Origin of the sequence: Streptosporangium sp. NPDC051023, assembly GCF_040689595.1 — a bacterium.
Taxonomy (GTDB): domain Bacteria; phylum Actinomycetota; class Actinomycetes; order Streptosporangiales; family Streptosporangiaceae; genus Streptosporangium.
Genome location: NZ_JBFBCE010000011.1, coordinates 84,547 through 105,783 on the forward strand (window position 1 = coordinate 84,547; position 21,237 = coordinate 105,783).

Genomic DNA, 21,237 nt, shown 5'->3' on the forward strand with positions numbered 1-21,237 from the left:
CACGGAGTCGATCGGACAACTCCTCCCAGCCTTCCCATGATGTGGTCAATGGGCGAGGGGATGGCTCGTACGCTCCTTGTTCGATCTGTGGCGCACGTGTTTTGGATGCCATGATGTGGGATAGGACTTGACGAGGATTAAACCTACCTGAAATATAGGAAATGTGTCGCGAGTCCCCCTGACCCTTCGGCGGGTCGTCGATCTCATGCGCCTGGACAGCAGCCTCTGTCCGTGAGCGCGCTCCGTCCTCCACGTTGAGCCTTTCGTCTCCCCCTCCTCTCCTCACGCGCCGTCGTTCCGCGCGCCCTGCCCGGCGCCGCCGTTCCGCACGACGTCGCCTCCGCACGCCCCCGACACGTCGGGCGTGCGCGTTTCCTCACCTCTCGATCTTCCAAAGGGGCCAGCCATCATGTGGACATCTCGTCGACGGACGCGTGCCGCGCTCGTAGTCGCGGCACTTTCGCTCACCGCTCTCACCGCCGCCTGCGGAGGCAGCGGCACCGACAAGACCGCGGCGGCGGCAGCCGGGGGCTCGGGGGGCAAGGACGGCGGAGCCGTACTCAAGATCAAGGATCCGGGGAACTCGGGGCCGCTGGCGGTGGCGAAGAAGGAGGGGATCCTGGAGAAGAGGCTGGCCGAGGTGGGGGCCAAGGTCGAGTGGGGCGGGTCGTACGCCTCCTTCACGGCCACCGTCGACGCCGTCCGCTCCGGATCGATCAACGTCCTGGAAGGGGCGATCTCGCCGGTCCTCGGCTACCTCGTCAGCAGCAAGGACATCAAGATCTTCTCGTTCACCGACCCGGTGAACGACCCGGCCGCGCCGCAGACCGACGGGCTCGTCGTCAAGCCGGACAGCCCGATCAAGACGGTCAAGGACCTGGTCGGCAAGCAGGTCGCGGTCAACAAGGGCGGGCGCGGTGAGTACCTGCTGCTGCTGGCCCTGCAGGAGGCCGGAATCCCGGCCGACCAGGTCAAGCGGGTCTACCTCAACCCCGACCAGGGCGCCTCCGCCTTCGCCACCGGCAAGGTCGACGCCTGGTGGGCGATCGTGCGTGCCTACCCCGAGGCCGTGGCCAAGGGGGCGCGGGTCGTCGTCCACGGACGTGACCTCAAGGACCGGGACCTGAACATGCAGGCCGCCCGCACCGAGCTGCTCACCCAGCATCCCGAGGTGGTCCGCGTCTACCTCAAGGTCCTGCAGGAGCTCACCGCCGAGGCCAAGCAGAACCCCGACAAGTTCCAGAACGTCTTCCTCACCCAGGGGCCGACCGCCATCTCCGGGCCCCGTCTGGCCGAGGAGAACGCCAAGTCCACATACGCCAACGTGCCGCGCTTCGCCACCGCCGCCGACGCCTCCTTCGTGACCGACGTGGCCGGGGTCTTCCAGAAGTACGGCGTGCTGCCCGGCACCGTGAACCCGAGCGACGTGATCTTCGATCTCAAGCCGGCCGCATGACCCTCGAAAAGGTCCCCGGAGGCGTCCCCGCGTCTGTTCGGGAAGAGACCCACGACCAGGTGGCCCAGAGCGGGGAGGGCCCCGGGGACACGGTCTCGGGCGGCCAAGCCGCTGGACACGCGGCCTCGGGCGGGCAAGTTTCCGGGGACACGGCCTCGGGAGGGAAAGAGGACCTCCCGAGGGAGGGGAGTTTGACGGCCCTCGAACCGCCCCGCTACCTGGGCTCCCGCAGGCGCAGCCCCGTCGTCTCGACCGCCGTCCGTTTCCTGGTCCCGCTGCTCCTGCTGGCCGCCTGGTGGTACGGCACGGCCAGTGGGGCCGTCTCCCCGGACATCCTCGCCGGGCCCGGTGCCGTGGTCGGCGCGCTCGGCGAGCTGGTCGCGACCGGGCAGCTCGGCGACTACCTGCTCGCCTCGGCCCAGCGTGCGGGGCTGGGCGTCCTCACCGGCGGCGGCATCGGCCTCCTCCTCGGGGTGGTCGCGGGACTGTCGGCCCTGGGCGAGGAACTGGTCGACCCGACCATGCAGATGAAGCGGGCCGTGCCCTTCCTGGCCCTGGTCCCGCTGTTCATCTCCTGGTTCGGCGTCGAGGAGACGTTCAAGGTGGTCCTGATCGCGGTCGCCGCGGCCAGCCCGATGTACGCCTACACCTACCTCGGCGTCCGCGGCGTGGACCGCAAGATCGTCGAGGCGGCCAGGGGGTTCGGGCTCACCGGCTTCCGGCTCGCCTTCGGAGTGATCATCCCGACCGCCCTGCCGAACATCCTGATGGCCCTGCGGATCTGCCTGTCGGTCTCGCTCACCGGCCTGATCGCGGCCGAGCAGATCGGCGCGACCGAGGGGATCGGCTACCTCGTCACCCTCGCCCAGCAGTACTACCGCACCGACTACATGGTCCTGTGCATCGTGATCTACGCGGTGCTCGGCCTGCTGATCGACCTGGTCATCAGGGGCGTCGAGCGGACGGCCATGCCGTGGCGCGGGCAGGTGGCGGCCCGGTGAGCGTCACCTCGGCCGAGACCGCCGTCAGCATCGAGGGACTGCGCAAGGCGTTCGGCTCCAAGACCGTCCTGGACGGGATCGACCTGGAGATCAGGCGAGGGGAGTTCTTCGTCCTGCTCGGGCCGAGCGGCACCGGCAAGACCACGCTGCTGCGGATCCTGGCCGGGCTCGAACTCCCCGACGCGGGAGCCGTCCTCGCTCCGCGTCGCCGTACGACGGTCTACCAGGAACCGCGCCTGGTCCAGGCCCGCCGGGTGCTCGCCAACGTCACCCTCGGGCTGCCCAGGTCGGCGCGCGCGGCCGGGCTCGCCGCGCTGGCCGAGGTCGGCCTGGAGACGTACGGCGGAGCGTGGCCCGCGACCCTCTCCGGCGGGGAGGCCCAGCGGGTCGCCCTGGCCAGGGCGCTCGTCCGCGACCCCGAGCTGCTGCTGCTCGACGAGCCGTTCGCCGCGCTCGACGCGCTGACCCGGCTGCAGATGCAGGAGCTGGTCGCCGAGCTGTGCGCACGGCACCGTCCGGCCGTCGTGCTCGTCACGCACGACGTGGACGAGGCGGTACGGCTGGCCGACCGGGTCGCGGTCCTGCGGCACGGGTCCTTCGCCGTCGAGCAGCCGATCGACCTTCCCCACCCGCGGGACCGCAACGACCCCGCGTTCATCGCCCACCGGCGGCTGTTCCTGTCACACCTCGGCGTCGCCGCCGTCTCTCACTGAGGGGCCACTGAGGGGCAACCGAGGGGCGACGACCAGGGCCGTCCCGCCCCGAGGCCCTGAAGTCCTGAAGTCCTGAAAGCACTCGAGAAGCACTTCTGCGGTACAGAGGAGTCACGTGTCAACGATCGACAAGATCTGGTTCACCCGCTGCCCGGTTCCCACCGCCAGCGGGCTGGCCTACAACCTGGGCTGGCTCGACGAGGAGTTCGGCGAGGTCGGCGTCCTGCAGGACGCGGGCCCCGAACTGTCGGAACACCACTTCGACCACCGGCTCCTCGGGCTGTTCCGGGAGGGCGGGAACGTTCCCGCACTGGCCGCGCGCTCGGAGGGGGCGAGGACCCGGCTGATCGGGCTGACCTGGATTGAGGAGTGGCAGTCCGTCCTGGTCCGCCCTGATTCCGGGATCACCGACGCCGCCGGGCTGCGCGGCGCGCGCGTCGCCCTGCCGAAGTGGGCCGGGACGCGGGCGAGGAGCTTCCCCAGGGCGATGGCCCTGCACGGGATCAAGGGGGCGCTGGCCCAGGCCGGGCTCGGCTTCGACGACGTGACGTTCGTCGAGGTCGAGCAGCCGACGTCCGACGTCGGGCGGGGCGCGGACGAGCGGGCCTGGTCCTGGCCGGGAATCGAGGAACTGGCCGCGGGCGAGGTCGACGCGATCTACGTGAAGGGAGCGCGCTCCGCCGACCAGGCCAGGGAGATCGGCGCCGTGGTCGCCGTCGACCTGGACGCGCACCCCGACCGCCGCACCCGCGTCAACAACGGCACCCCTCGGCCGATCACCGTGCACGAGGACCTGCTCGCCGAGCACCCGGATCTGGTGGCGGCCTTCCTGGCCCAGACGCTGCGCGCCGCGGACTGGGCGGCGGGCAACCTGGAGGCCGTACGAGACATCCTGGCCGCCGAGACCCGCTCGGGGGCGGACGGCGTCACCACCGCCTACCGGGGCGACTTCCACCGCACCCTCCACCCCGACCTGTCGCAGGAGCGGCTCGAACTGCTGCGGGTCCAGAAGGACTTCCTGCTGCTCCACGGCTTCCTCGCGGCCGACGTCGACCTCGACGCCTGGGTCGCGCACGAGCCGCTGGCCGCTGCAGGGGACCTGCTCGCCGGGCGACGCGAGAACGGCCTCTGGGCCGACGTTCCCGGCGAACTGTCCGCCCGGCTCGCCGATCAGGGCAGGGCGGCGGTGGTCTGATGGCCACCTTCACGATCACGCTGCCGAGCCGGGGGAACGGCGGGCGCGGCGCCAGGCCTGATCTGCCGGGCTTCGTCACCGACCCCCGCGGCGCCTTCGGGCCGTTCGATCATCTGCTGCAGGCGGGCAGGGCCGCCGAGATCGCGGCCTTCGGCGGCGCGCTGGCCCCCTTCGATCCGCGAGGAGAGGAGTCGCTGGTCGCCGCGGCGAGCCTGCTCAGGCAGAGCCGCTGGCTGCGGGTCGTCGCCGGGTTCCACCCCGGCATCGCCACGCCTGTCTACGCGGCCAAGATCTCGGCCTCGCTGCAGCGCTTCTCCGGCGACCGCCTCGACTGGCTGATCGCCGTCGCCCTCGACCCGGCGGTCGCCAGGGCCCAGGGTGACTTCCTGGAGGGCGCGGACCGCTACGCGCGCGCCGAGGAGTTCCTCACCGTCGCCAAGGGGGTCTGGACGCAGGAGGACTACACCTACGACGGGCGTTTCTACCAGGTGCTCGCCGGTGGCTTCCTGTCCCCGCTCGCGGGCAGGACGTTCCCCAGGGTCCACCTCTCCGGAACCTCGAAGGAGGCGCTCGAACTGTCCGCGCGGCACGCGGACGTGCACATCTTCGACCCCGCCGACGACATCGAGGCCGTCGACCTCCCGGGCGTCACGTACGGCCTGCGGCTCCCGGTGCTGGCGAGGGATGACGACGACGAGGCATGGGAGGTGGCGCGCCGCCTGTGGCTGCGCCACGGCGGCACCGCCGACGCCTTCCCCGACCCGGACCCGCGGACCCGGCTGTGGGGCGGGTTCAGGTCGCGGGAGTCCGGCGCTCAGGGTGGGCTGGTCGGGTCGTACGAGACCGTCGCGGCCGGAATCAGGGACTACATCGACCGGGGAGTCGGCGCCTTCTTCCTGGAGGCGACGCCGTACATCGAGGAGACCTACCGCCTCGGTGAGCGGTTGCTGCCGCTGCTGGCGAAGGAGGGCGCTCATGTCCGTTGACATCTACTGGCGCATCGGGACGCACGGCGACCAGCCGTCGCTCCGCAGGCGGATCGTCAGCCGGGGGGAGTGGGCCCCGGTCGTGCCGGGAAGCCTGGCCCCCGGCGTGCGGGACGGACGACGGGACGACTACAGCTACGTCGAGCACATGGGGGACGTCGCCAGAGCCTCCGAGATCTCCGGTTTCGTCGGCGGCCTGCTCCCCTCGTTCCCCAACACCGACGACCCGTGGGCGGCGGCGGCGACCCTGGCGAGGGAGACGACGACCTACCGGTTCATGATCGCCTTCCAGCCGGGCTTCCTCCACCCGGTGCAGGCCGCGCGCATGTCGGCCGGCCTGCAGCGGGCCACGGGCGGCCGGGTCGTCTACAACATCATCTCCGGAGGCGGCGGCCCCGACCAGCTCTGGTGGGGCGACAGGGTCGACCACGACGACCGCTACGCGCGGACCTCGGAGTTCCTCGACGTGCTCAAGGGCGTCTGGGACGGCGGGCCGTTCGACTTCGACGGCCGCTTCTACCGGGTCGAGGGCGCGGGGCTGCCCGAGGAGCTGACCGGGCAGCCGTTCCCGGAGATCTACTTCTCCGGGTCGTCCAAGGCGGCCATCGACGCGGCCGGGCGGCACGCGGACTACTACCTGTCGTGGCTGGAGCCGTTCCACGCCCTGACCGAGAAGTTCGAGCAGGTCAGAGCGAACAGCGACCGCACGCCCAAGTTCGCGGTCCGCATCGACGTCGTGGCCCGCGAGACCGAGGAGGAGGCCTGGGAGGAGATCCGCAGGGGCTGGGACAACATCGACCCAACCGTGCTCCGCGGCGCCACCGGAGACTCCATCGGCTGGCAGCGCAGCCAGTCGTTCGTCACCGGCGCCATCAACGGCCACCGTGATCTGGAGGTCACGCCCAACGTGTGGGGCGGCTTCCACCTGCTGCGCGGCGGGCCCGCGTTCGGCCTGGTCGGCAGCTACGAGCAGGTCGCGGAACGGCTCGACGAACTGATCAACCTCGGTGTCGGCGCGTTCATCCTCGCGGGCGTGCCACACCTGGAGGAGGCCTACCGCGTCGGCGAGAACGTCCTGCCGCTGCTGCGCGGTCACGACCTCCGCATCGAGTCACCACTGACCGAGTCACCACTACTGGAAGGAACATCTTCATGAGCGTCCGAGTCGGCTACTTCCCGCACAACAACTCCCTGTGGGTGCTGCGTCACCGGGGCATCCTGGAGCGCGCGATCCCCGACGTCGAGTGGGTCGACCTGCGCAGCCTCCCGGCCGGTGAGGCGCCCGCGCCGACCGACGGGCTGCCCTCGGTCCACGGCGACCACCTCTTCGACGGTGGCTACGACTTCATCGGCACCGGCTCGACACCGCCGGTCACCGCCCAGGGCAAGGGGCACGACGTCGTCTACGTCGCGGTTTCCGGCTCCCGCCACGAGAACGGCAGGCTGGTCGTGAAGGAGGACTCGCCGATCGTCTCCCTCGAGGACCTGAAGGGCAGGCGGGTCGCGCTCGGGCACGGTTCGTGGCAGACGACGCTGCTGCTGTTCGCGCTCGACAAGGCCGGTCTGACCTGGAAGGACATCGTCCCCGTCGATGCGGGAGTCGACGCGGGCGAGCTGTTCCTCAACGGCGAGGTCGACGCGTGGGTCGGCTCCTACCCCTCGCTCAGCAGGGTCGAGGCGCAGGCGCCCGTCCGCGAGCTGGTCGCGACCGACGGGCTGTTCAGCCACCGCTCGCTGTGGTTCACCCGGCGCGACTTCGCCGACAAGCACCCCGAGCAGCTCGCCGCGATCGTCGCCGCCCTGCAGGAGTCCGACGCCTGGATCCAGGAGAACTACCGCGAGGCGGCCGCGCTGTTCGCGGCCGACGACGGCGGCGACCTCGACCACTGGGAGAACGCCCTGCGCAAGCGCCCCTTCGGGCTGCACCCCGTGACCGACGAGTTCGTCGCCGAGCAGCAGCGCGCCGCGGACCTCTTCCACGCCAGCGGTCTCATCGACCGTGAGATCACCGTCGCGGACGCGGTCGACCCGGAGATCGCCAAGCTGATCAAGTGATCACCGGGATCGCGTGATCGAGAGCCACCGGCCCCTCGGAGAGGTCGCACCTCTTCCGAAAGGGCCGGTCGGCGGAGCCGGCCGCCCTACCAGGCACCACATCGCCTCCATCAGCAGGTCGCGCGGCGGGTCCTGGATCTCGCGCAGCGTCGTGGCCGCCTGTCGCCGGCAGACGGCTGGTGTGATTGTCGGGGGCATTGTGCCTACCCTTGGGCCGTGCGTGTTGAAGGGGATCAAGGCCCGCTTCCGCTGATGATCCGGCGAGTCCGGCCGGGGCACTGGCTGGCGCTGGATCGGCTCGCCGCCGTCGCCTACGCGCTCCCCGTCTTCCTGTTGCCGGCCAATGAGGTCAGGGGGGCCGAGCGGTTCGCGGTGGTCCCCGTTGGCGTGGTCGTGTCGGCGTTGCCGATCGCGCTGCGCCGTCAGCGGCCGGTCGTCGCGTTCGGGCTCGCCCTGGCCGGGCTGGTCGCGGCGGAGCTGGTCGAGCGCAGGGCGATCGTCTTGGGGATGCTGTCCGTGGCCTACGTCCTGTACGCGGTGGCGGCCGTCTGCCGCCCGCGCACCGCCTTCGTCGCGCTCGGGATGTCGCTGGTCGCCGCCGTGGCGACCGGGATTCCCGGTTTCCCACGTATCGGCGGGCCTCCGGTGATCTCCGTGCTGCTGTTCACCACGGTCTGGACCGTCGGGTACACCGTGGGCATGCATCGCCGCCACCTCGGGGAGTTGCTGCGTAACCAGGCCAGGCTGGCCAGGCAGAGTGTCACCGACGAGCGGATGCGCATCGCCCGCGAGCTGCACGACGTCGTCGCGCACGGCATGAGCGTGGTCACCGTACAGGCGGGATTCGGCGCCCTGGTGATCGACGACAGGCCGCAGGAAGCGCGGGCCGCGCTCACGGCCATCGAGACCACGGGACGCCAGAGCCTGGCCGAGATGCGGCGGCTGCTTGGCGTGCTCCGCGAGGAGGACCGGAGCGAAGGGCCCGATCTCGCGCCCGCGCCCGGGCTGGCCGACCTCGACCGGCTCCTGGAACAGATCGCCGGGGCGGGAGTCCGGGTGGGGCTCACCACTACCGGGCCGCCCCGCACACTGCCTCCCGGGATCGACCTTTCTGCGTACCGGATCGTGCAGGAGGCCCTCACCAACGTGGTGAGGCACGCCGCCGTCGGCTCGGCCAGGGTGACCTTGTGCTACGGGCCGGACGAGCTCTCCATCGAGATCGCCGATGACGGCGTCGGCTGCCCGGAGGCCGGTGCTCCGCATCTAGGACACGGCCTGGTCGGCATGCGTGAGCGCGTGCACCTGTACGGCGGCGCGTTCCACGCGGCACCCCTGTCCGGACGTGGCTTCCGCGTCACCGCGACCCTTCCCACCACGGAGTACCCGGCATGAACCTCAGCCTGACCGCCGCCCTGGCCGTCCCCGGGTGCGCGGCATGACCGTCCGCGTGGTGGTCGCCGACGACCAGACCCTCGTGTGTGCGGGGTTGTGCGGCATTGTGAACACCGCCCAGGACCTGACCGTCGTCGGCGAGGCCGGCACCGGCCTGGAGGCCGTCAAAGTGGCCCGCGCGCAGGCGCCTGACGTCGTGCTCATGGACATTCGGATGCCCGGCATGGACGGTCTGGAGGCCACCCGCCTGATCACCTCGTCCAGTGACACGAAGGTGCTCATCCTCACCACCTTCGACCTGGACGAGTACGTGTACGCGGCGCTGCGCGGCGGTGCCAGTGGGTTCCTGCTCAAGGACACCCCCGCGAGGGACCTGCTGGCGGCGATCCGGGTCGTCTCGGCGGGCGACGCGCTGCTCTCCCCGGGCATCACCCGGCGGCTGATCAAGGAGTTCACCGGCCGCGCTCACCTTGAGCCGCTGGAGGGCATCACCACGCGCGAGCGGGAGGTGCTCGCGCTGGTCGCCGAGGGCCTGTCCAACGACGAGATCGCCGAGCGACTGCACATCGGGCCGGGTACGGCCAAGACCCACGTCAGGCACCTCCTGGCCAAGCTCGGCGCCCGCGACCGCGTGCACCTGGTGATCATCGCCTACCGCAGCGGGCTGGTCACCGTGCGCTGAACCCGGCTTCGGCTGAAAGGCGTAGCCCACCGGCGCGAAATGAGCCCTGGGGTAGACGACCTTGGCCGGGGCGGGTCACTAGCTTCGGAGCACTCCCACTTCCAATGATCAGAAGGAGTGCGTGTGATCTCCCCGCGAGTGGTGTGCGCCGCCGCCCTGCTGGCCGTCGCGTCGCTGGCCGTACCGACTGCCGTCGAGGCCAGGACACAGCTCAAGACCCAGGCCGGGCCCCAGGCCGCCGCCCCGCCCCAGCTGACCCTTTCTGCGCCGACGGGCCCCTCCCCGCTCGGCACGGTGTCCCTGCATCTGGTCGACCGCTCAAGGAAGGACCCGTTCGCGGGCGCGGGCCACGACCGCGAGCTGATGATCAGCCTGACCTACCCGGCCAGGAAGGTCGCCGCGTACCCGGTCGCGCCCTGGCTGCCGCCCAAGGCAGCGGCCCAGTACCTGCGCCAGGAGGGCCTGCCTCAGGGAGCCGTCCTGCTACCGCGGACCCACGGGCACGAGGGCGCCCCCGCCGACCGGCGCGAGGGCAGGCTGCCCGTCGTGCTGTACTCCCCGGGCAACGACTCCTTCCGCTCGGCCAACACCGTGGTGGTCGAGGAACTGGCCAGCCGGGGATACGTGGTGGCCACAATCGACCACACCTACGACGGCCTGGTGGAGTTCCCCGACGGCCGGGTGGTGGGCCCCGTTCACGACGGCGCCGGGGCCGGCTCGGTGATCTACGGGCAGCGCATCGCCGACACCCGCTTCGTCCTGGACCAGCTCATGGTGCTCGACCGCGGCGGCAACCCCGACGCCGACCACCGCAGGCTCCCCAAGGGGCTGCGCGGCCTGCTCGACCTGAGCCGGGTCGGCATGTTCGGCTACTCGGCCGGCGGGCCCACGGTCGCGTCCGCCATGTTCGAGGACCGGCGGATCAAGGCGGGGTTGGCCATGGACGGCCCGGCCGCGGGCCCGGTCGTCACCGCGGGGCTGGCCCGGCCGTACATGCTGATGACCGCGACCAAGGCCGTCCGCGACCAGATCCCCGACCTGGCCACGTTCTGGTCGAATCTGAAGGGCTGGAAGCTCAACATCAGGACCGAAGGGGTCGAGCACGCCTCCTACGGCGACCTGGAAGTGATCGCCCCGCAGGTGGCGGCACTGCTGAAGTGGACGCCCGCCCAGCTCGCCGAGGAGATCGGCACGCTCGCCCCCGAACGCGGCGAGGCCGTCCAGCGGGCCTACCCGCTGGCCTTCTTCGACCTGCACCTGCGAGGCAGGGGCCACCTGCTGGACGGCCCGTCGCCGAGGTTTCCCGAGGTGACCTTCATTCCGTAGCGTCGCCCGCATGGCCGTTGGTCACCGCTCTCACCATCCATGAGAGTCGGGCGCTGCCGAGTGATCGGCTGTGTTCCCAGTGAGTACGTTCTCCGGGATTCTGTCGAAGGAGTCTCCCGTGGCGGGTGGTCAGTCCGGATGATGCTGGTGCTGCAGGTAGGCGGCCGTCTCGGGGTTGGCGGGGAAATAGGCCTCGATGGCCAGTTCCGCGACGGTGATGTCCAGGGGGGTGCCGAAGGTGGCCATGGTGCTGAAGAAGGCGAGTTCCCGGTAGCCGCGGCGGATCCGGAGCGGGATCACGATGTCGCCGGGGCCAGGCCGTTCGATCTCGGGCTCCGGCTGGTCACAGGGGTAGTCGTCCAGCTCGCGCCAGAGCGCGGCCAGGTCCGGGTCCGCGGTCAGGCTGATCTGGCGGCGCAGCCGGTGCAGCAGGTGGGCCCGCCACTCGCCCAGGTTGATGATCCGCTGTGACATCCCCTTGGGGTGCAGGCTCAGCCGGAGCACGTTGACCGGCGGGACGAGCAGCTCCGGGGCCACGCCGCGCAGCAGGACGCCGGTGGCGGAGTTCCGGTCGACCAGGTTCCAGCGCTGGTCGACGACCACTGCCGGGTACGGCTCGTGCCCGCTCAGCACCTGGCCCAGCGCCTCTCGCACCGACACCATCTGCGGGGAGTTGAGCGGCGTCTCCGCATAAACCGGGGCGAATCCCCCCGAGAGCAACAGGTGGTTGCGCTCACGCAGCGGTAGGTCGAGCTCCTCGGCCAGGTTCAGGATCATGTCCCGGCTCGGCTTCGAGCGGCCCGTCTCCACGAAGCTCAGATGCCTGGTGGAGATGTCGGCCTGGAGGGCGAGATCCATCTGACTCATGCGCCGTCGTTCCCGCCACTGGCGCAGAAGTTCACCGACTGGGCGGGACGCGCTGCTGGTGGTCACAAATAACACGATATCGGGGATAACTTTGCACAAGCATTACCATTCACGTAACGAAAGCCGTGATGTCACCTCGTAAATCCGTTTGGCCGCCATTGGCCGGCGGAGGTAGCCGGGTACGCTCCGCCGGCCGTTCCACGGCGCCCCCGCCAGGGGGCGCGGACGGGGATCTCTCGTACCGCGCGGGGTCAGTGGAGGAACATCGGAAGCTGGGAACCCGCGCAGACGTGGAGGACCTCGCCGGTGATCCGCGCAGCCTGGTCGGAGGCCAGGAAGGCCACCGCGTTCGCCACGTCGACGGGCAGTACCAGCTCGCGCATCGGGGTCATCGCCCGGACCCGCTCCGCGTAGTCGTCCAGCATCCGCTCGTCGCCGCGCTGCCTGCTGAACCCGGTGCGGACGAAGCTGGGCGCGACCGCGTTGACCCGCACCCCGATCGGGGCCAGCTCCATCGCCAGCGACCTGGTCAAGCCGACCAGTCCCGCCTTCGAGGCCGCGTACCCGGGATGTCCTCCGCCCAGCCATGTGCGGGACCCGATGTTGACCAGTGAGCCCGAGCGTTGCTCGGTCCACAGCGGCAGCACCGCCTGGGCGAGCAGCGCGGGGCCGCGCAGGTTGACGTCCTGGGTACGGTCCCAGGAGGCCACGTCGATGTCGGCCAGGTTCTGCGGGGGCTCGATGCCCGCGGCGCAGACCACCGCGTCGACACGGCCGAAGTCCGACGCGGCCGAGGACACGAACGCGCCGATGTCGTCCGGGTCGGCCACGTCCAGCCGCCTCGCGTGCGCCCGGGGAAGACGTTCGGCGACCAGGCGGGCGGCGGCCGGGTCGACGTCGGTCACGATCACCGTCCAGCCGTCCTGCGCCAGTCTGGTGGCGACGGCGCCGCCGATGTCCCCGCCGCCCCCGGTGATCACCGCGACGCTCATCGGAGCGGGGACCATGACGTGGGCCTGACGACGACGCCGGTGTGGGAGAGCTCAAGCGTGGCGCTCTGCTCGCGCCAGGCGAGCAGCTCGGGGAACTCGGCCGTCGAGGACTGGGTGCGGACCAGCGTGGCGACGTCGGGGAAGGACCACACCACGACGGCCTCGCTCTGGTTGCGGAAGGCCACCTCGTATCCGCCGAGAACGCCGAACCCGTAGCGGTCGCCGAGCGCCTCCTTGACGTCGCCGAGCAGCCTCAGATACTTCGGGGCGTCGCCGGGGCGGAGCCGTACTGTCTCGTGCAGCACCACGGGGGCCCGCGTGCCCGACGCCAGGATCTCATCCAGCGTGGGCGTGTAGTCGGTGCCGACGAGCACCCGGTCGAAACCGCCGGAGCGCTCCCCGTACCACCGGTCGAGGGGCTCGTGGAAGAGCTCGGTGTGGGTGTCGAAGTGCTTGGCGAAACCGTCCCACCCGCCGGGCATCTGCCAGAAGCCGATGATCTGCGGCCACTGGCCGGTCAGGAAGACGGGCACCCAGTTGGCGATGCAGCGGCCACCCGCGGACCCCTTGGCGTTGCCATGCGTGGTCACGATCTCGCCGAGCTCGTCCAGGTAGCGGGTGTGCGCGCCGGGCTTCCTCACCGGATCAATCGTCTCGTGCAGATAGATGTGCATGCTCTCTCATCTCTCTGTGGGCTTGTCTGTGGGCTTCTCTGTGGCCTTTTCGAAGGCGGTGAGGACCTGCCGGCAGGCGACGCCGAGGCCGAGCAGCCAGTGGTCCTCACCGGGAGGCGCGACGAGCATCACGCCGATGGGCAGCCCGCGGGACCGTCCCGCGGGCAGTGACAGCGCGGGCGTGCCCGCGAGGCAGAACGGATAGGTATGGCGGATGAGCGCGGTCGTCGACTCCTCCGCCGCCGAGGCGATCAGCGGCGCGGTCGTCGGTGTGGTGGCCGTGAGCAGCACGTCCACCTCCGCGAAGGCGGCGGCGAGCTCTGCCCGCCACGCGTCCCTGAAAGCCGTGGCGCGGGCCAGGTCGGCCGGGCCGTACGGATGGGCCCGGCGGGCCTCGACGGCGGGCGCGTACGTGCGGTCCCTGTCGAGCAACCCGGCGTACACGTCGGCGACCTCGAACCCGTAGATCACTCGCGCGTGCTCGAGCACGAGGTGCGCCGAAGGCAGCGTCACGGAGCGTACGGCGGCGCCCGCCGCCGCCAGTTCTCCTACGGTCGCGTCGAGCCGCGCGAGCACGTCGTCGTCGGCGCGGAGGAAGTAGCCGTCGAGTACGCCGATCCGCAGCCCCGCCAGGCCGGGCCACCGGGCGGGGGCCTCGTCGAGGACATCGAGGACACGGTGCACCTGCGAGATGTCCGCCGGGTCGACGGCGCAGACGCCCACCGTGTCGAAGGACGGGCTCAGCGGCACGACCCCGTCGAGGCTGATGCGTCCCGGCGTCGGCCGGAACCCGCAGACACCCGTGAGCGCCGCGGGGATCAGTGTCGAGCCGCCCGTGTCCGTGCCGAGCGCCGCGGCCACCATGCCCGCGGCGACCGCGGACGCCGAGCCCCCGCTCGATCCACCCGCGGTGCGCTCCAGGTCCCAGGGGTTGCGGGCGTCGCCGTAGTGGAGGTTGACGGTCACGGCGGAGCTGGCGAACTCGGGCAGGTTCGTCTTGCCCACGACGACCGCGCCCGCGTTCCGAAGCCTGGTCACCACCTCGGCGTCGCGCGCCGCGGGCTCCCGCTCTGCGGCGGGCCTGCCCAGGGTGGTGATCCGGCCGCCGACGTCGATGTTGTCCTTGACCGCGACGGGCACCCCGGCGAGCGGTCCGCCGCCCAGGGGCGCGTCCGGTTCGGTGAACACCTGGGTGAACGCGTGCAGCTCGCTGTCCAGGGCCGCGATCCGGTCCAGAGCGACCCGGACGAGATCGGTGCGCGCCGCCGCCAGGCCCGCGATGCCCCCGTACTCGGCGAGGAGATGGCGTGTCCTGGGCATCACGGACCGACCGGGGAGAGCTGTTCGACGTAGCCGAACCGGTGCCGGGGCACGAGCGCCCCGTAGCTGGGCCACTCGAGCTCGATGCCGATGGTGCCCCTCAGCATCGTCTGGAACTCCTCGAGCATGATCTCCTGCGCCCGTACCTGGGAGGGACGCGCCCGGCGCCTGACGCAGAAGCCCGCCAGCGCGCCCGCGGCCTCGCCGACCGTCCACTCGCCCGGATGCACCCGGTAGGCGCCACTGGTCAGATGCGTCGCGCCGATGTTCTTCGCCGCGGGCAGCAGGTTGCGCAGGCGAACCGGGATCAGACTGCCGAGCGGGATCTGGAACGGCCAGGTGTCGATGTCGATCGTGTCGCGCCCGGCGGTCGAGGGATGCACGTCGATCCGGTAGGCGCTGATCCCGACGCTGTCGGCGAACCGCTCCGCTCCTTCGAGCCCCGCCCTCGCCTCGACTCCGATGTGCTGCTCAAGCAGGGTGAACTCGCTGCGGATGCGGCGGCTCTCCCTGATGTAGGGCATCTTGGCCAGCCCGTCGGGCGTGCCGGTCAGATCGCCTCGCGGCTTCAGCTCGGGGTAGCCGTGACCGCCGTCGTGCCGGGGCGCCTCGGTCTGCATCCAGTACAGGAACGACAGCGACAACTGCCGTGCCTCGCTCAGCGCCAGTTCCCGTGCCTCGGCGTCGACCCCGAGCAGCGGCAGCCGTGAGTAGTCCATCATCGGCCAGGCGGCGGCGGTGACGTCGGCCCATCCGGAGCCGAGGTGCGCCGCGTCGAGGACCCTTCTGGCGTGCCAGAGGTCGTAGCGCACGCCTCCCGCGGACGCCTGCTCGGTGAAGAGCGGCCGCCGCCGGGGCCGGTGGGTGACGTGGTCGCTGACCTCCCAGCTCAGCAGCGGTCCCGGCCACGCGGGCGGCCGGTGGTCACGCCAGCTGTCGTAGTCGGCGGGCCGTTCGACGGTGTTGTCCGTCCCCGGTTCCAGGCTCAGGAGCAGGGCCCAGGTGATGGCCTGCTGGTCGAAGGGGTCCGCGGGCCCTTGCAGGGCGTGGAGCTCGCCGGTCTCGGACGCGCTCTCGGCGCCGAAGACGTGTTCGGCCCCGGCCAGGTCGATCAGGTCCCCGAGGTCGGTCGCGTCGAGGAAGAAAGCACCGGTCAGCTCGACGCCGTGGCCTTCGGCGTCGCGCACGAGCACCGACTCGACCTCGTCGGCCCCGGTCGACGCCCCGGCCACCCGGTAGCCGCGCAGGACGGTGATCAGCCCCCTGCTGAGCCACGGGGCGATCATCTCCTCCAGGACGAGCCGCGCCACCTGGGGTTCGTGGCTGAGCGGGCCGATGTTGCCTGAGCCGGGGTTGAGCCGCCCCGTCGTCATGGCCGCGGGGTTCAGCGGGTAGTTGCGCCGGTAGAAGGCCCGCACCCGGTCCCGGAACTCCCGGTAGGTGCGCGTGCAGCCGGTGGACTCGATCCACGGGTGCTCGTCCGGCGGAATGCACTGGCTGGACACCTGGCCGCCGAGCCAGTCGGACTCGCTCACCAGCACGCTGCGCAGGCCGAGCCGGGCGGCGGCGAGGACGGCGGCGATCCCGCCGAGGCCGCCGCCGACGACGACGAGATCGAAGTGCCGTGATCGGATCAAGTGGAAGCTCCTTGGGGTGACTGTACGGATGACGGAACCGGCGGCAGCCGGAAGTGCTCGTCCAGACGCAGTGAGCCGTCGGCGGCGCGGTCGAACACCCGCAGCCTGCTCGTTTTCACGCCGAAGACCGCGTCGGAGGCCACGTAGCGGTCCTCCGCGTCGAAGATCGTCGTGGTCAGGGGCCGGTGCCCCGGGGCCGACACGATCACGTGGATGTGCGCCGCCCGCCAGGGATGACGGCCGGTGGCCCGCAGCAGGCGGCCGACCGGCCCGTCGTCCGGGATCGGGTAGCTGACCGGGCGGACCGTACGCAGGCTGAAACGACCCTTCCCGTCCGTGCGGAAGCGTCCGCGCAGGTTGTGCTCCGGCTGGTCGGTGTCCTGCACGTCGTAGCGGCCGTTCGGCGCGGTCTGCCAGACGTCGACGACCGCGCCCGCCAGTGTCCGGCCGTCGGTCGAGGTGACCTCACCGGTCACCAGGAGCGGCTCGCCGCCGAGGTCGACCGTGACGATGGAGGCGCCGTCGTCGCGGAACGGCGCGTCCGGCACGTAGAACGGCCCGAGGATCGTGGACTCGCTCGCCCCGTCGACGGCCGGGTGGTCCAGGTCGTTCACCAGGCTCGACAGGCCGAGGGTGTCCGACAGCAGGATGAACTCCTGCCGGTTCGGCGTGCACGTCCGGCCGACCTCGGTGAGGAACCGCACGCCCGCGAGCCACTCCTCCTCGCGCAGGTCGACATCGACCGCGAACGCGTGCAGGTGCCTGACGAGCGAGAGCATCACCTCACGCAGGCGCCCGTCCGGGGTGTGCTCAAGACGTTCAAGCACTGTGCGGGTGAGTTCGTCGTGCGCGCTCATGGTCCCGCCCCCGTCGAAACGCACGCTCATGGTCTCGCCCCCTCGAAGGCGGCCAGCAGGATCCGGCGCACGCCGTCGGCGTCGACCGCGCGCGGGTTGGCGGGGCGCTCAGCCGTGACGAGCTCGGCGACCTCGCCCAGGGCGTTGCCGTCCAGGCCCAGGTCGGCGAGACCGCCGGAGGCTCCGATGCTCTCCCTGAGGTCCCACAGACCGGTCGCCGCCTCTCTCAGGACACCGTCAAGCCGGTGGAGATACGCCCCGTTGTAGGCCGCGACGTACGGCAGGACGGCGGCGTGCGTGGCCGCGTGCGGCAGCCCGTGGGCACCGCCGAGTATGTGGCAGATTTTGTGGTGCAGCCCCATCGGCGCCAGGCCGAGGACCCATCCGGCCAGCCAGGCGCCCCGCAGCGCGCTCTCTCTCGCCGCGAGGTCCAGCGGGTCGGCCACCACCTTCGGCAGTGCGTCGGCCAGCACGGTCACCCCCTCGACCGCCGCGGTCGCGACCAGCGGCGAGACCTGTGGCGCGTAGAGCGCCTCGACGAGGTGCGCCAGCGCGTTCATGCCGCTCTGCGCCGAGAGCCTGGCGGGCAGGTCGAGGGTCAGCGCCGGGTCGTAGACAACCGTGACGGGCTGGACGACGGGGTCACGCCCCGTCCGCTTGCGGCCGTCGCCGGTGACGCCCCAGATCGGCGTCATCTCGCTGCCCGCGTACGTGGTCGGAACCGCCAGGATCCTGAGACCGGTGCGCAGAGCGACGATCTTGGCGAGGCCGGTCGCGGAGCCCCCTCCGACGCACACCAGCAGATCGGCCCGGATCTGGATGGCCTGTTCGGTCGCCGCGTCGGCCAGCGCGGCGGGGACGTGCGTCGCCGTTTCTTCGATGCGCCCGCACAGGCGGTCGCCGAGCGCCAGCGCGACGGTTTCGGCGTGCCGCGCGCTGTGCCGGTCCGCGATCAGCATCACCCGGAGGCCGCCGAGGCGTTCGACCTCGGCCGCCGCCGACGCCAGCCGTCCCGTGCCGAACACGACACGCGAGGCGCCCTGTTCGTGGACGAAGGGCTCAGCCATCGGAGATCGCCACACCCCTGAGCCAGTCCTCGCCCCGTCGGTAGAGCGCCTCGACCGGTGCGCCGGTCAGCTGCGGCATGTCCCGCTTGACCTGGTAGCCGAGGCCCGTCTGCAGGTAGGCCAGATGCCGGTAGCCCTCGGGAAGGCCGTCCAGTCGTTCCCGGTCGAGCCGGAGCAGGGTGCCGGGGTCGACGGGGTCGATGCGGTCTCGCTCGTAGACGGGCTGCCGGAGCACCAGGCCCCAACTCCCGCGACGTTCGAGGAAGTCGTAGAACCTGCCGGTGCACACGACGTCGGATTCGACGCCGTCGACGAATGCCCGCTGGGTGATTGTCATCTTCGTCTGCGCGATCGCCCGGTCACCGGCGACGTCGACCGAGGTGCCGCCAAGGAAGTGCCAGATGCGCACGCCGTTCTCGAACGCCTTCCTGCTGATGTCGATGAACTCGCGGTATCCCCCCTGGAACCAGGTGGCCTGCATGACGCCTTCCGGATGCCAGACGGTCGCGAACCGCTCCCAGTGACCCGCGTCCCGCCACAGGGCCCAGTTCTCGACGAGTCGCCTGATCTCAGCCTCGTCCGTGCCGTTCATGTGCTGCTCTCCTTGCCTGTCGTACGGGTCAGTGGTTGGGCAGGGCGGCCTCGGCCAGCGCGCGGCTGGTCGCGTCGTGCACTCGCTTGGCGGCCATCTCGGGCGGCAGCCGTTCGAGCTCGTCCGACCAGACCTCGGCCGACATGCGTGCGGTCACCCCGAGCTCGCGAAGCAGCCGGACGAACGCCGTCGTCCCCTCGCCGGGCGGCAGCCGCAGGTGCCTGGCCTCGTGGCGCAGGTCGGCGCCCGGTGTGGGCAGGGCGTCGTTGAGCTGAACCGAGAGGATCCTGCCCGGCGGGACGGCCGCGAGATCGTGCCGCGAGCCACCGGAGCGCCAGTAGTGCCAGCTGTCGAGCAGGATGCCCGCGTTGGCCGCCCGTGAATCACGGACCAGCCGCCAGGCGTCCGCCACGGTGGGCAGCTCGCTGAACGGCATGAACTCCAACGCGACCTGGGCGCCCGCCGCGGCGGTTCTGGCGCACAGCGCGGCGAACCGCTCAACGAGCCGTTCGTACGGATGGACGGCGAACTGCACCGCGTTGAGCTGCGGGCATCCCAGTGCCTCAAGGGCGTGGAAGAGCTGCTCGCCGTCGTCGCTGTCGTCGTCGCCGTCGGCGGCCCAGTCCCACGGGGTCTCGAGTTCGGCGAGGCGCAGGCCGTGGGCGTCGAGCAGGGCGCGCATCGACGTGTCGTCCAGCCCGTCCGCGAGCGCGGCGCGGTACTGGCCGAGCGTCAGTCCGATCGAGTCGAAGCCGGCCGTCGCGGCGGCGTTCACCCGGTCGGGGAACGACGCCCGCTGCAACGTCATCGCGCAGAGCGTGATCGCCTGTCGGGTCGTCATGGCCGCTCCCTTCTTGTGCGCTATACGCACATCTGTGCGCATAATAAACACTATGGGTGTCCCGGGGCAATGCCGGGCGAGGTCTGACGTGGCCTCTCCTTGTCCGGCGGGGGTGGTTGCTCCCTACTTCGGGGCCGGGTGGAGCGCTGTTTGGATCCCCTCGCCTTTCGGCCCCTCCGTGCCGGTCCGTTTCGCCGCCACCGGATCCGTCTTTCGTCGTCCGGCGAGGTGGCGTCACTAGGGCGCACGGCGGTGCGCTGTGCGCACGACTGTTCCCGAGGGTATTGCGGGGGAACTCGCCTGCGATTACTATGCGCACAATCGTGCGGATAGCGCACGAATCATCCATATCGACGCCGGGATGACGGACGGGCCGCCGTGGCCGTACCGAGGCGAGGCCGGCGGACCCGCGACCACGACACATGGAGAACCACATGGACCCTGATCCCGGAATCGCCGCCGTCGTGGACGCCTGCCCGTCCATGGACGGCGGCGACCTCGTCGCGTCGCACCGGTACCCGGGCACCGTCCGCGGATTCGGCGTGATGCCCGCGCCGATCTCCGCCGAGGCCGGCGGAGCGCGGGCCGGCGCCCTCCTGCGGTCGCCTCGTGTCTCCGTCCGGCAGGGGGTGACGGTGTGACCAGGTTTCTTCTCCGCCGGCTGGCGCTGGCCGTCCCGACCGTGTTCGGCGTGTCCCTCGTGGTCTTCGTGACCACCAAGCTGGTGCCGGGCGATCCGGTGGCCAGCCTGCTCGGGCCGCTCGCGACGCCCACCGCGCGGCAGGAGCTGAGCAGCAGGCTCGGCCTGAACGAGCCGCTGCCCGCGCAGTTCTTCACCTGGCTGTGGAACGTCGGACAGGGCCGGTTCGGCACGTCCATCCAGTTACAGCGGGACGTGCTCGACGTGGTCTGGTCCGCCTTCGGCAACACCGCGCTGCTCGCCGCCGCGGGGGCGTTGATCGCGTTCATCGGCGGCGTCGCGCTCGGCGCGGTGGGTGCGTTCAGCTCCCGCAGGCCACCTCGCTGGCTGGCCTCGGCCTTCTCCTTCCTGGCCATGTCCGTGCCCCAGTACTCGATCGCGCTGCTGTTGGTCGTGGTGCTCGCCGTGCGGTACCGGGTGCTGCCCGCGGGCGGCATGCGCGACCCGATCTCCGGTGGCGGGCCGGGTGACGTGCTGTTGCACCTCGTCTTGCCCGCCGTCGCGGTGGCGATGATCCCGATGGGCGTCATCGCCAGGATGCTCTCCGCCGCCCTCGCGGACGTCCTGGCCAGTGACCACATCGACGCGATGCGGGCCAGGGGGCTGCACCGCGCGACCATCGCCAGGCACGCCCTGCACAACGCGCTTCCCTCACTGCTGACCATCGTCGGGCTGCAGCTCGCCTACCTCGTCGGCGGTGTCGTCTTCGTGGAGACGATCTTCTCCTGGCCCGGGCTCGGTCACGCCCTCTACAACGCCATCGCCGCCAGGGACCTGCCGCTCATCCAGGGCGGCGTGCTGTTCATCGCGGTCTCGTTCGTCCTGATCAACCTCGTGGTCGACGGCGCCCACGCCCTCATCGATCCCCGAGTACGGAGGTAGCC

General features: G+C 71.1%; 21 protein-coding genes. 12 read left to right on the top strand and 9 right to left on the bottom strand.

Going from position 1 to position 21,237, the window contains the following annotated elements; all coding sequences use genetic code 11:
* Nucleotides 1-409 precede the first annotated feature (409 nt).
* From AB0395_RS09995 to AB0395_RS10040, 10 genes are all read left to right on the top strand, one after another.
* The gene (locus AB0395_RS09995; protein ID WP_366278804.1) at nt 410-1,456 is read left to right on the top strand and encodes an NrtA/SsuA/CpmA family ABC transporter substrate-binding protein; all 1,047 of its coding nucleotides are present in this window, start codon (nt 410-412) and stop codon (nt 1,454-1,456) included.
* Between the two features lie 191 nt (nt 1,457-1,647).
* A complete protein-coding gene (locus AB0395_RS10000) occupies nt 1,648-2,457 on the top strand; it encodes an ABC transporter permease (protein ID WP_366278806.1) in 810 nt (269 codons plus the stop codon).
* Nucleotides 2,454-3,170 (top strand): ABC transporter ATP-binding protein, encoded by a 717-nt coding sequence (locus AB0395_RS10005; RefSeq protein WP_366278808.1) that lies wholly within the window; start codon nt 2,454-2,456, stop codon nt 3,168-3,170. Before AB0395_RS10000 ends, AB0395_RS10005 begins: the two co-directional genes overlap by 4 nt.
* A 115-nt stretch (nt 3,171-3,285) precedes the next feature.
* Nucleotides 3,286-4,365 carry an ABC transporter substrate-binding protein gene (locus AB0395_RS10010; protein ID WP_366278809.1) on the top strand — a complete coding sequence of 360 codons (1,080 nt, stop codon included), beginning with the start codon at nt 3,286-3,288 and terminating at the stop codon, nt 4,363-4,365.
* A complete protein-coding gene (locus AB0395_RS10015) occupies nt 4,365-5,351 on the top strand; it encodes an LLM class flavin-dependent oxidoreductase (RefSeq protein ID WP_366278811.1) in 987 nt (328 codons plus the stop codon). The genes AB0395_RS10010 and AB0395_RS10015 overlap by 1 nt, the downstream gene beginning before the upstream one ends.
* On the top strand, nt 5,341-6,507 hold the full coding sequence (locus AB0395_RS10020; RefSeq protein WP_366278813.1) for an LLM class flavin-dependent oxidoreductase: 1,167 nt from the start codon (nt 5,341-5,343) through the stop codon (nt 6,505-6,507). Before AB0395_RS10015 ends, AB0395_RS10020 begins: the two co-directional genes overlap by 11 nt.
* A complete protein-coding gene (locus tag AB0395_RS10025) occupies nt 6,504-7,406 on the top strand; it encodes an aliphatic sulfonate ABC transporter substrate-binding protein (protein ID WP_366278815.1) in 903 nt (300 codons plus the stop codon). Before AB0395_RS10020 ends, AB0395_RS10025 begins: the two co-directional genes overlap by 4 nt.
* Nucleotides 7,407-7,622: 216 nt before the next feature.
* Nucleotides 7,623-8,798 carry a sensor histidine kinase gene (locus AB0395_RS10030; RefSeq protein ID WP_366278816.1) on the top strand — a complete coding sequence of 392 codons (1,176 nt, stop codon included), beginning with the start codon at nt 7,623-7,625 and terminating at the stop codon, nt 8,796-8,798.
* A 43-nt stretch (nt 8,799-8,841) separates the two neighbouring features.
* On the top strand, nt 8,842-9,480 hold the full coding sequence (locus AB0395_RS10035) for a response regulator transcription factor (RefSeq protein ID WP_366278817.1): 639 nt from the start codon (nt 8,842-8,844) through the stop codon (nt 9,478-9,480).
* Between the two features lie 123 nt (nt 9,481-9,603).
* Nucleotides 9,604-10,806: a lipase gene (locus AB0395_RS10040; protein WP_366278819.1), complete on the top strand. Its 1,203-nt coding sequence runs from the start codon at nt 9,604-9,606 to the stop codon at nt 10,804-10,806.
* Nucleotides 10,807-10,935: 129 nt separating this feature from the next.
* Here the strand turns inward: AB0395_RS10040 and AB0395_RS10045 are convergent, their stop codons facing one another.
* The 9 genes from AB0395_RS10045 to AB0395_RS10085 form a co-directional block, all read right to left on the bottom strand.
* Nucleotides 10,936-11,751: a helix-turn-helix transcriptional regulator gene (locus tag AB0395_RS10045; RefSeq protein ID WP_366278929.1), complete on the bottom strand. Its 816-nt coding sequence runs from the start codon at nt 11,749-11,751 to the stop codon at nt 10,936-10,938.
* Nucleotides 11,752-11,924: 173 nt separating this feature from the next.
* A complete protein-coding gene (locus AB0395_RS10050) occupies nt 11,925-12,665 on the bottom strand; it encodes an SDR family NAD(P)-dependent oxidoreductase (protein WP_366278820.1) in 741 nt (246 codons plus the stop codon).
* A complete protein-coding gene (locus AB0395_RS10055) occupies nt 12,662-13,339 on the bottom strand; it encodes a hypothetical protein (RefSeq protein WP_366278821.1) in 678 nt (225 codons plus the stop codon). Before AB0395_RS10055 ends, AB0395_RS10050 begins: the two co-directional genes overlap by 4 nt.
* A 6-nt stretch (nt 13,340-13,345) precedes the next feature.
* A complete protein-coding gene (locus AB0395_RS10060; protein WP_366278931.1) occupies nt 13,346-14,659 on the bottom strand; it encodes an amidase in 1,314 nt (437 codons plus the stop codon).
* Complete coding sequence (locus tag AB0395_RS10065) at nt 14,659-16,296, bottom strand: FAD-dependent oxidoreductase (protein ID WP_366278822.1); 1,638 nt, start codon at nt 16,294-16,296, stop codon at nt 14,659-14,661. Before AB0395_RS10065 ends, AB0395_RS10060 begins: the two co-directional genes overlap by 1 nt.
* On the bottom strand, nt 16,293-17,183 hold the full coding sequence (locus tag AB0395_RS10070) for a dioxygenase (protein WP_366278823.1): 891 nt from the start codon (nt 17,181-17,183) through the stop codon (nt 16,293-16,295). Before AB0395_RS10070 ends, AB0395_RS10065 begins: the two co-directional genes overlap by 4 nt.
* Nucleotides 17,180-18,220, bottom strand: a complete 1,041-nt coding sequence (locus tag AB0395_RS10075; protein WP_366278825.1) for a maleylacetate reductase — start codon at nt 18,218-18,220, stop codon at nt 17,180-17,182. Before AB0395_RS10075 ends, AB0395_RS10070 begins: the two co-directional genes overlap by 4 nt.
* Nucleotides 18,213-18,812, bottom strand: a complete 600-nt coding sequence (locus tag AB0395_RS10080) for a nuclear transport factor 2 family protein (RefSeq protein ID WP_366278826.1) — start codon at nt 18,810-18,812, stop codon at nt 18,213-18,215. The genes AB0395_RS10075 and AB0395_RS10080 overlap by 8 nt, the downstream gene beginning before the upstream one ends.
* Before the next feature lie 28 nt (nt 18,813-18,840).
* On the bottom strand, nt 18,841-19,653 hold the full coding sequence (locus AB0395_RS10085) for a sugar phosphate isomerase/epimerase family protein (RefSeq protein WP_366278828.1): 813 nt from the start codon (nt 19,651-19,653) through the stop codon (nt 18,841-18,843).
* Nucleotides 19,654-20,087: 434 nt separating this feature from the next.
* Between AB0395_RS10085 and AB0395_RS10090 the strand changes: the two genes are divergently transcribed.
* Nucleotides 20,088-20,294 carry a hypothetical protein gene (locus tag AB0395_RS10090; protein WP_366278829.1) on the top strand — a complete coding sequence of 69 codons (207 nt, stop codon included), beginning with the start codon at nt 20,088-20,090 and terminating at the stop codon, nt 20,292-20,294.
* Nucleotides 20,291-21,235 (top strand): ABC transporter permease, encoded by a 945-nt coding sequence (locus AB0395_RS10095; protein ID WP_366278830.1) that lies wholly within the window; start codon nt 20,291-20,293, stop codon nt 21,233-21,235. Before AB0395_RS10090 ends, AB0395_RS10095 begins: the two co-directional genes overlap by 4 nt.
* Nucleotides 21,236-21,237 lie beyond the last annotated feature (2 nt).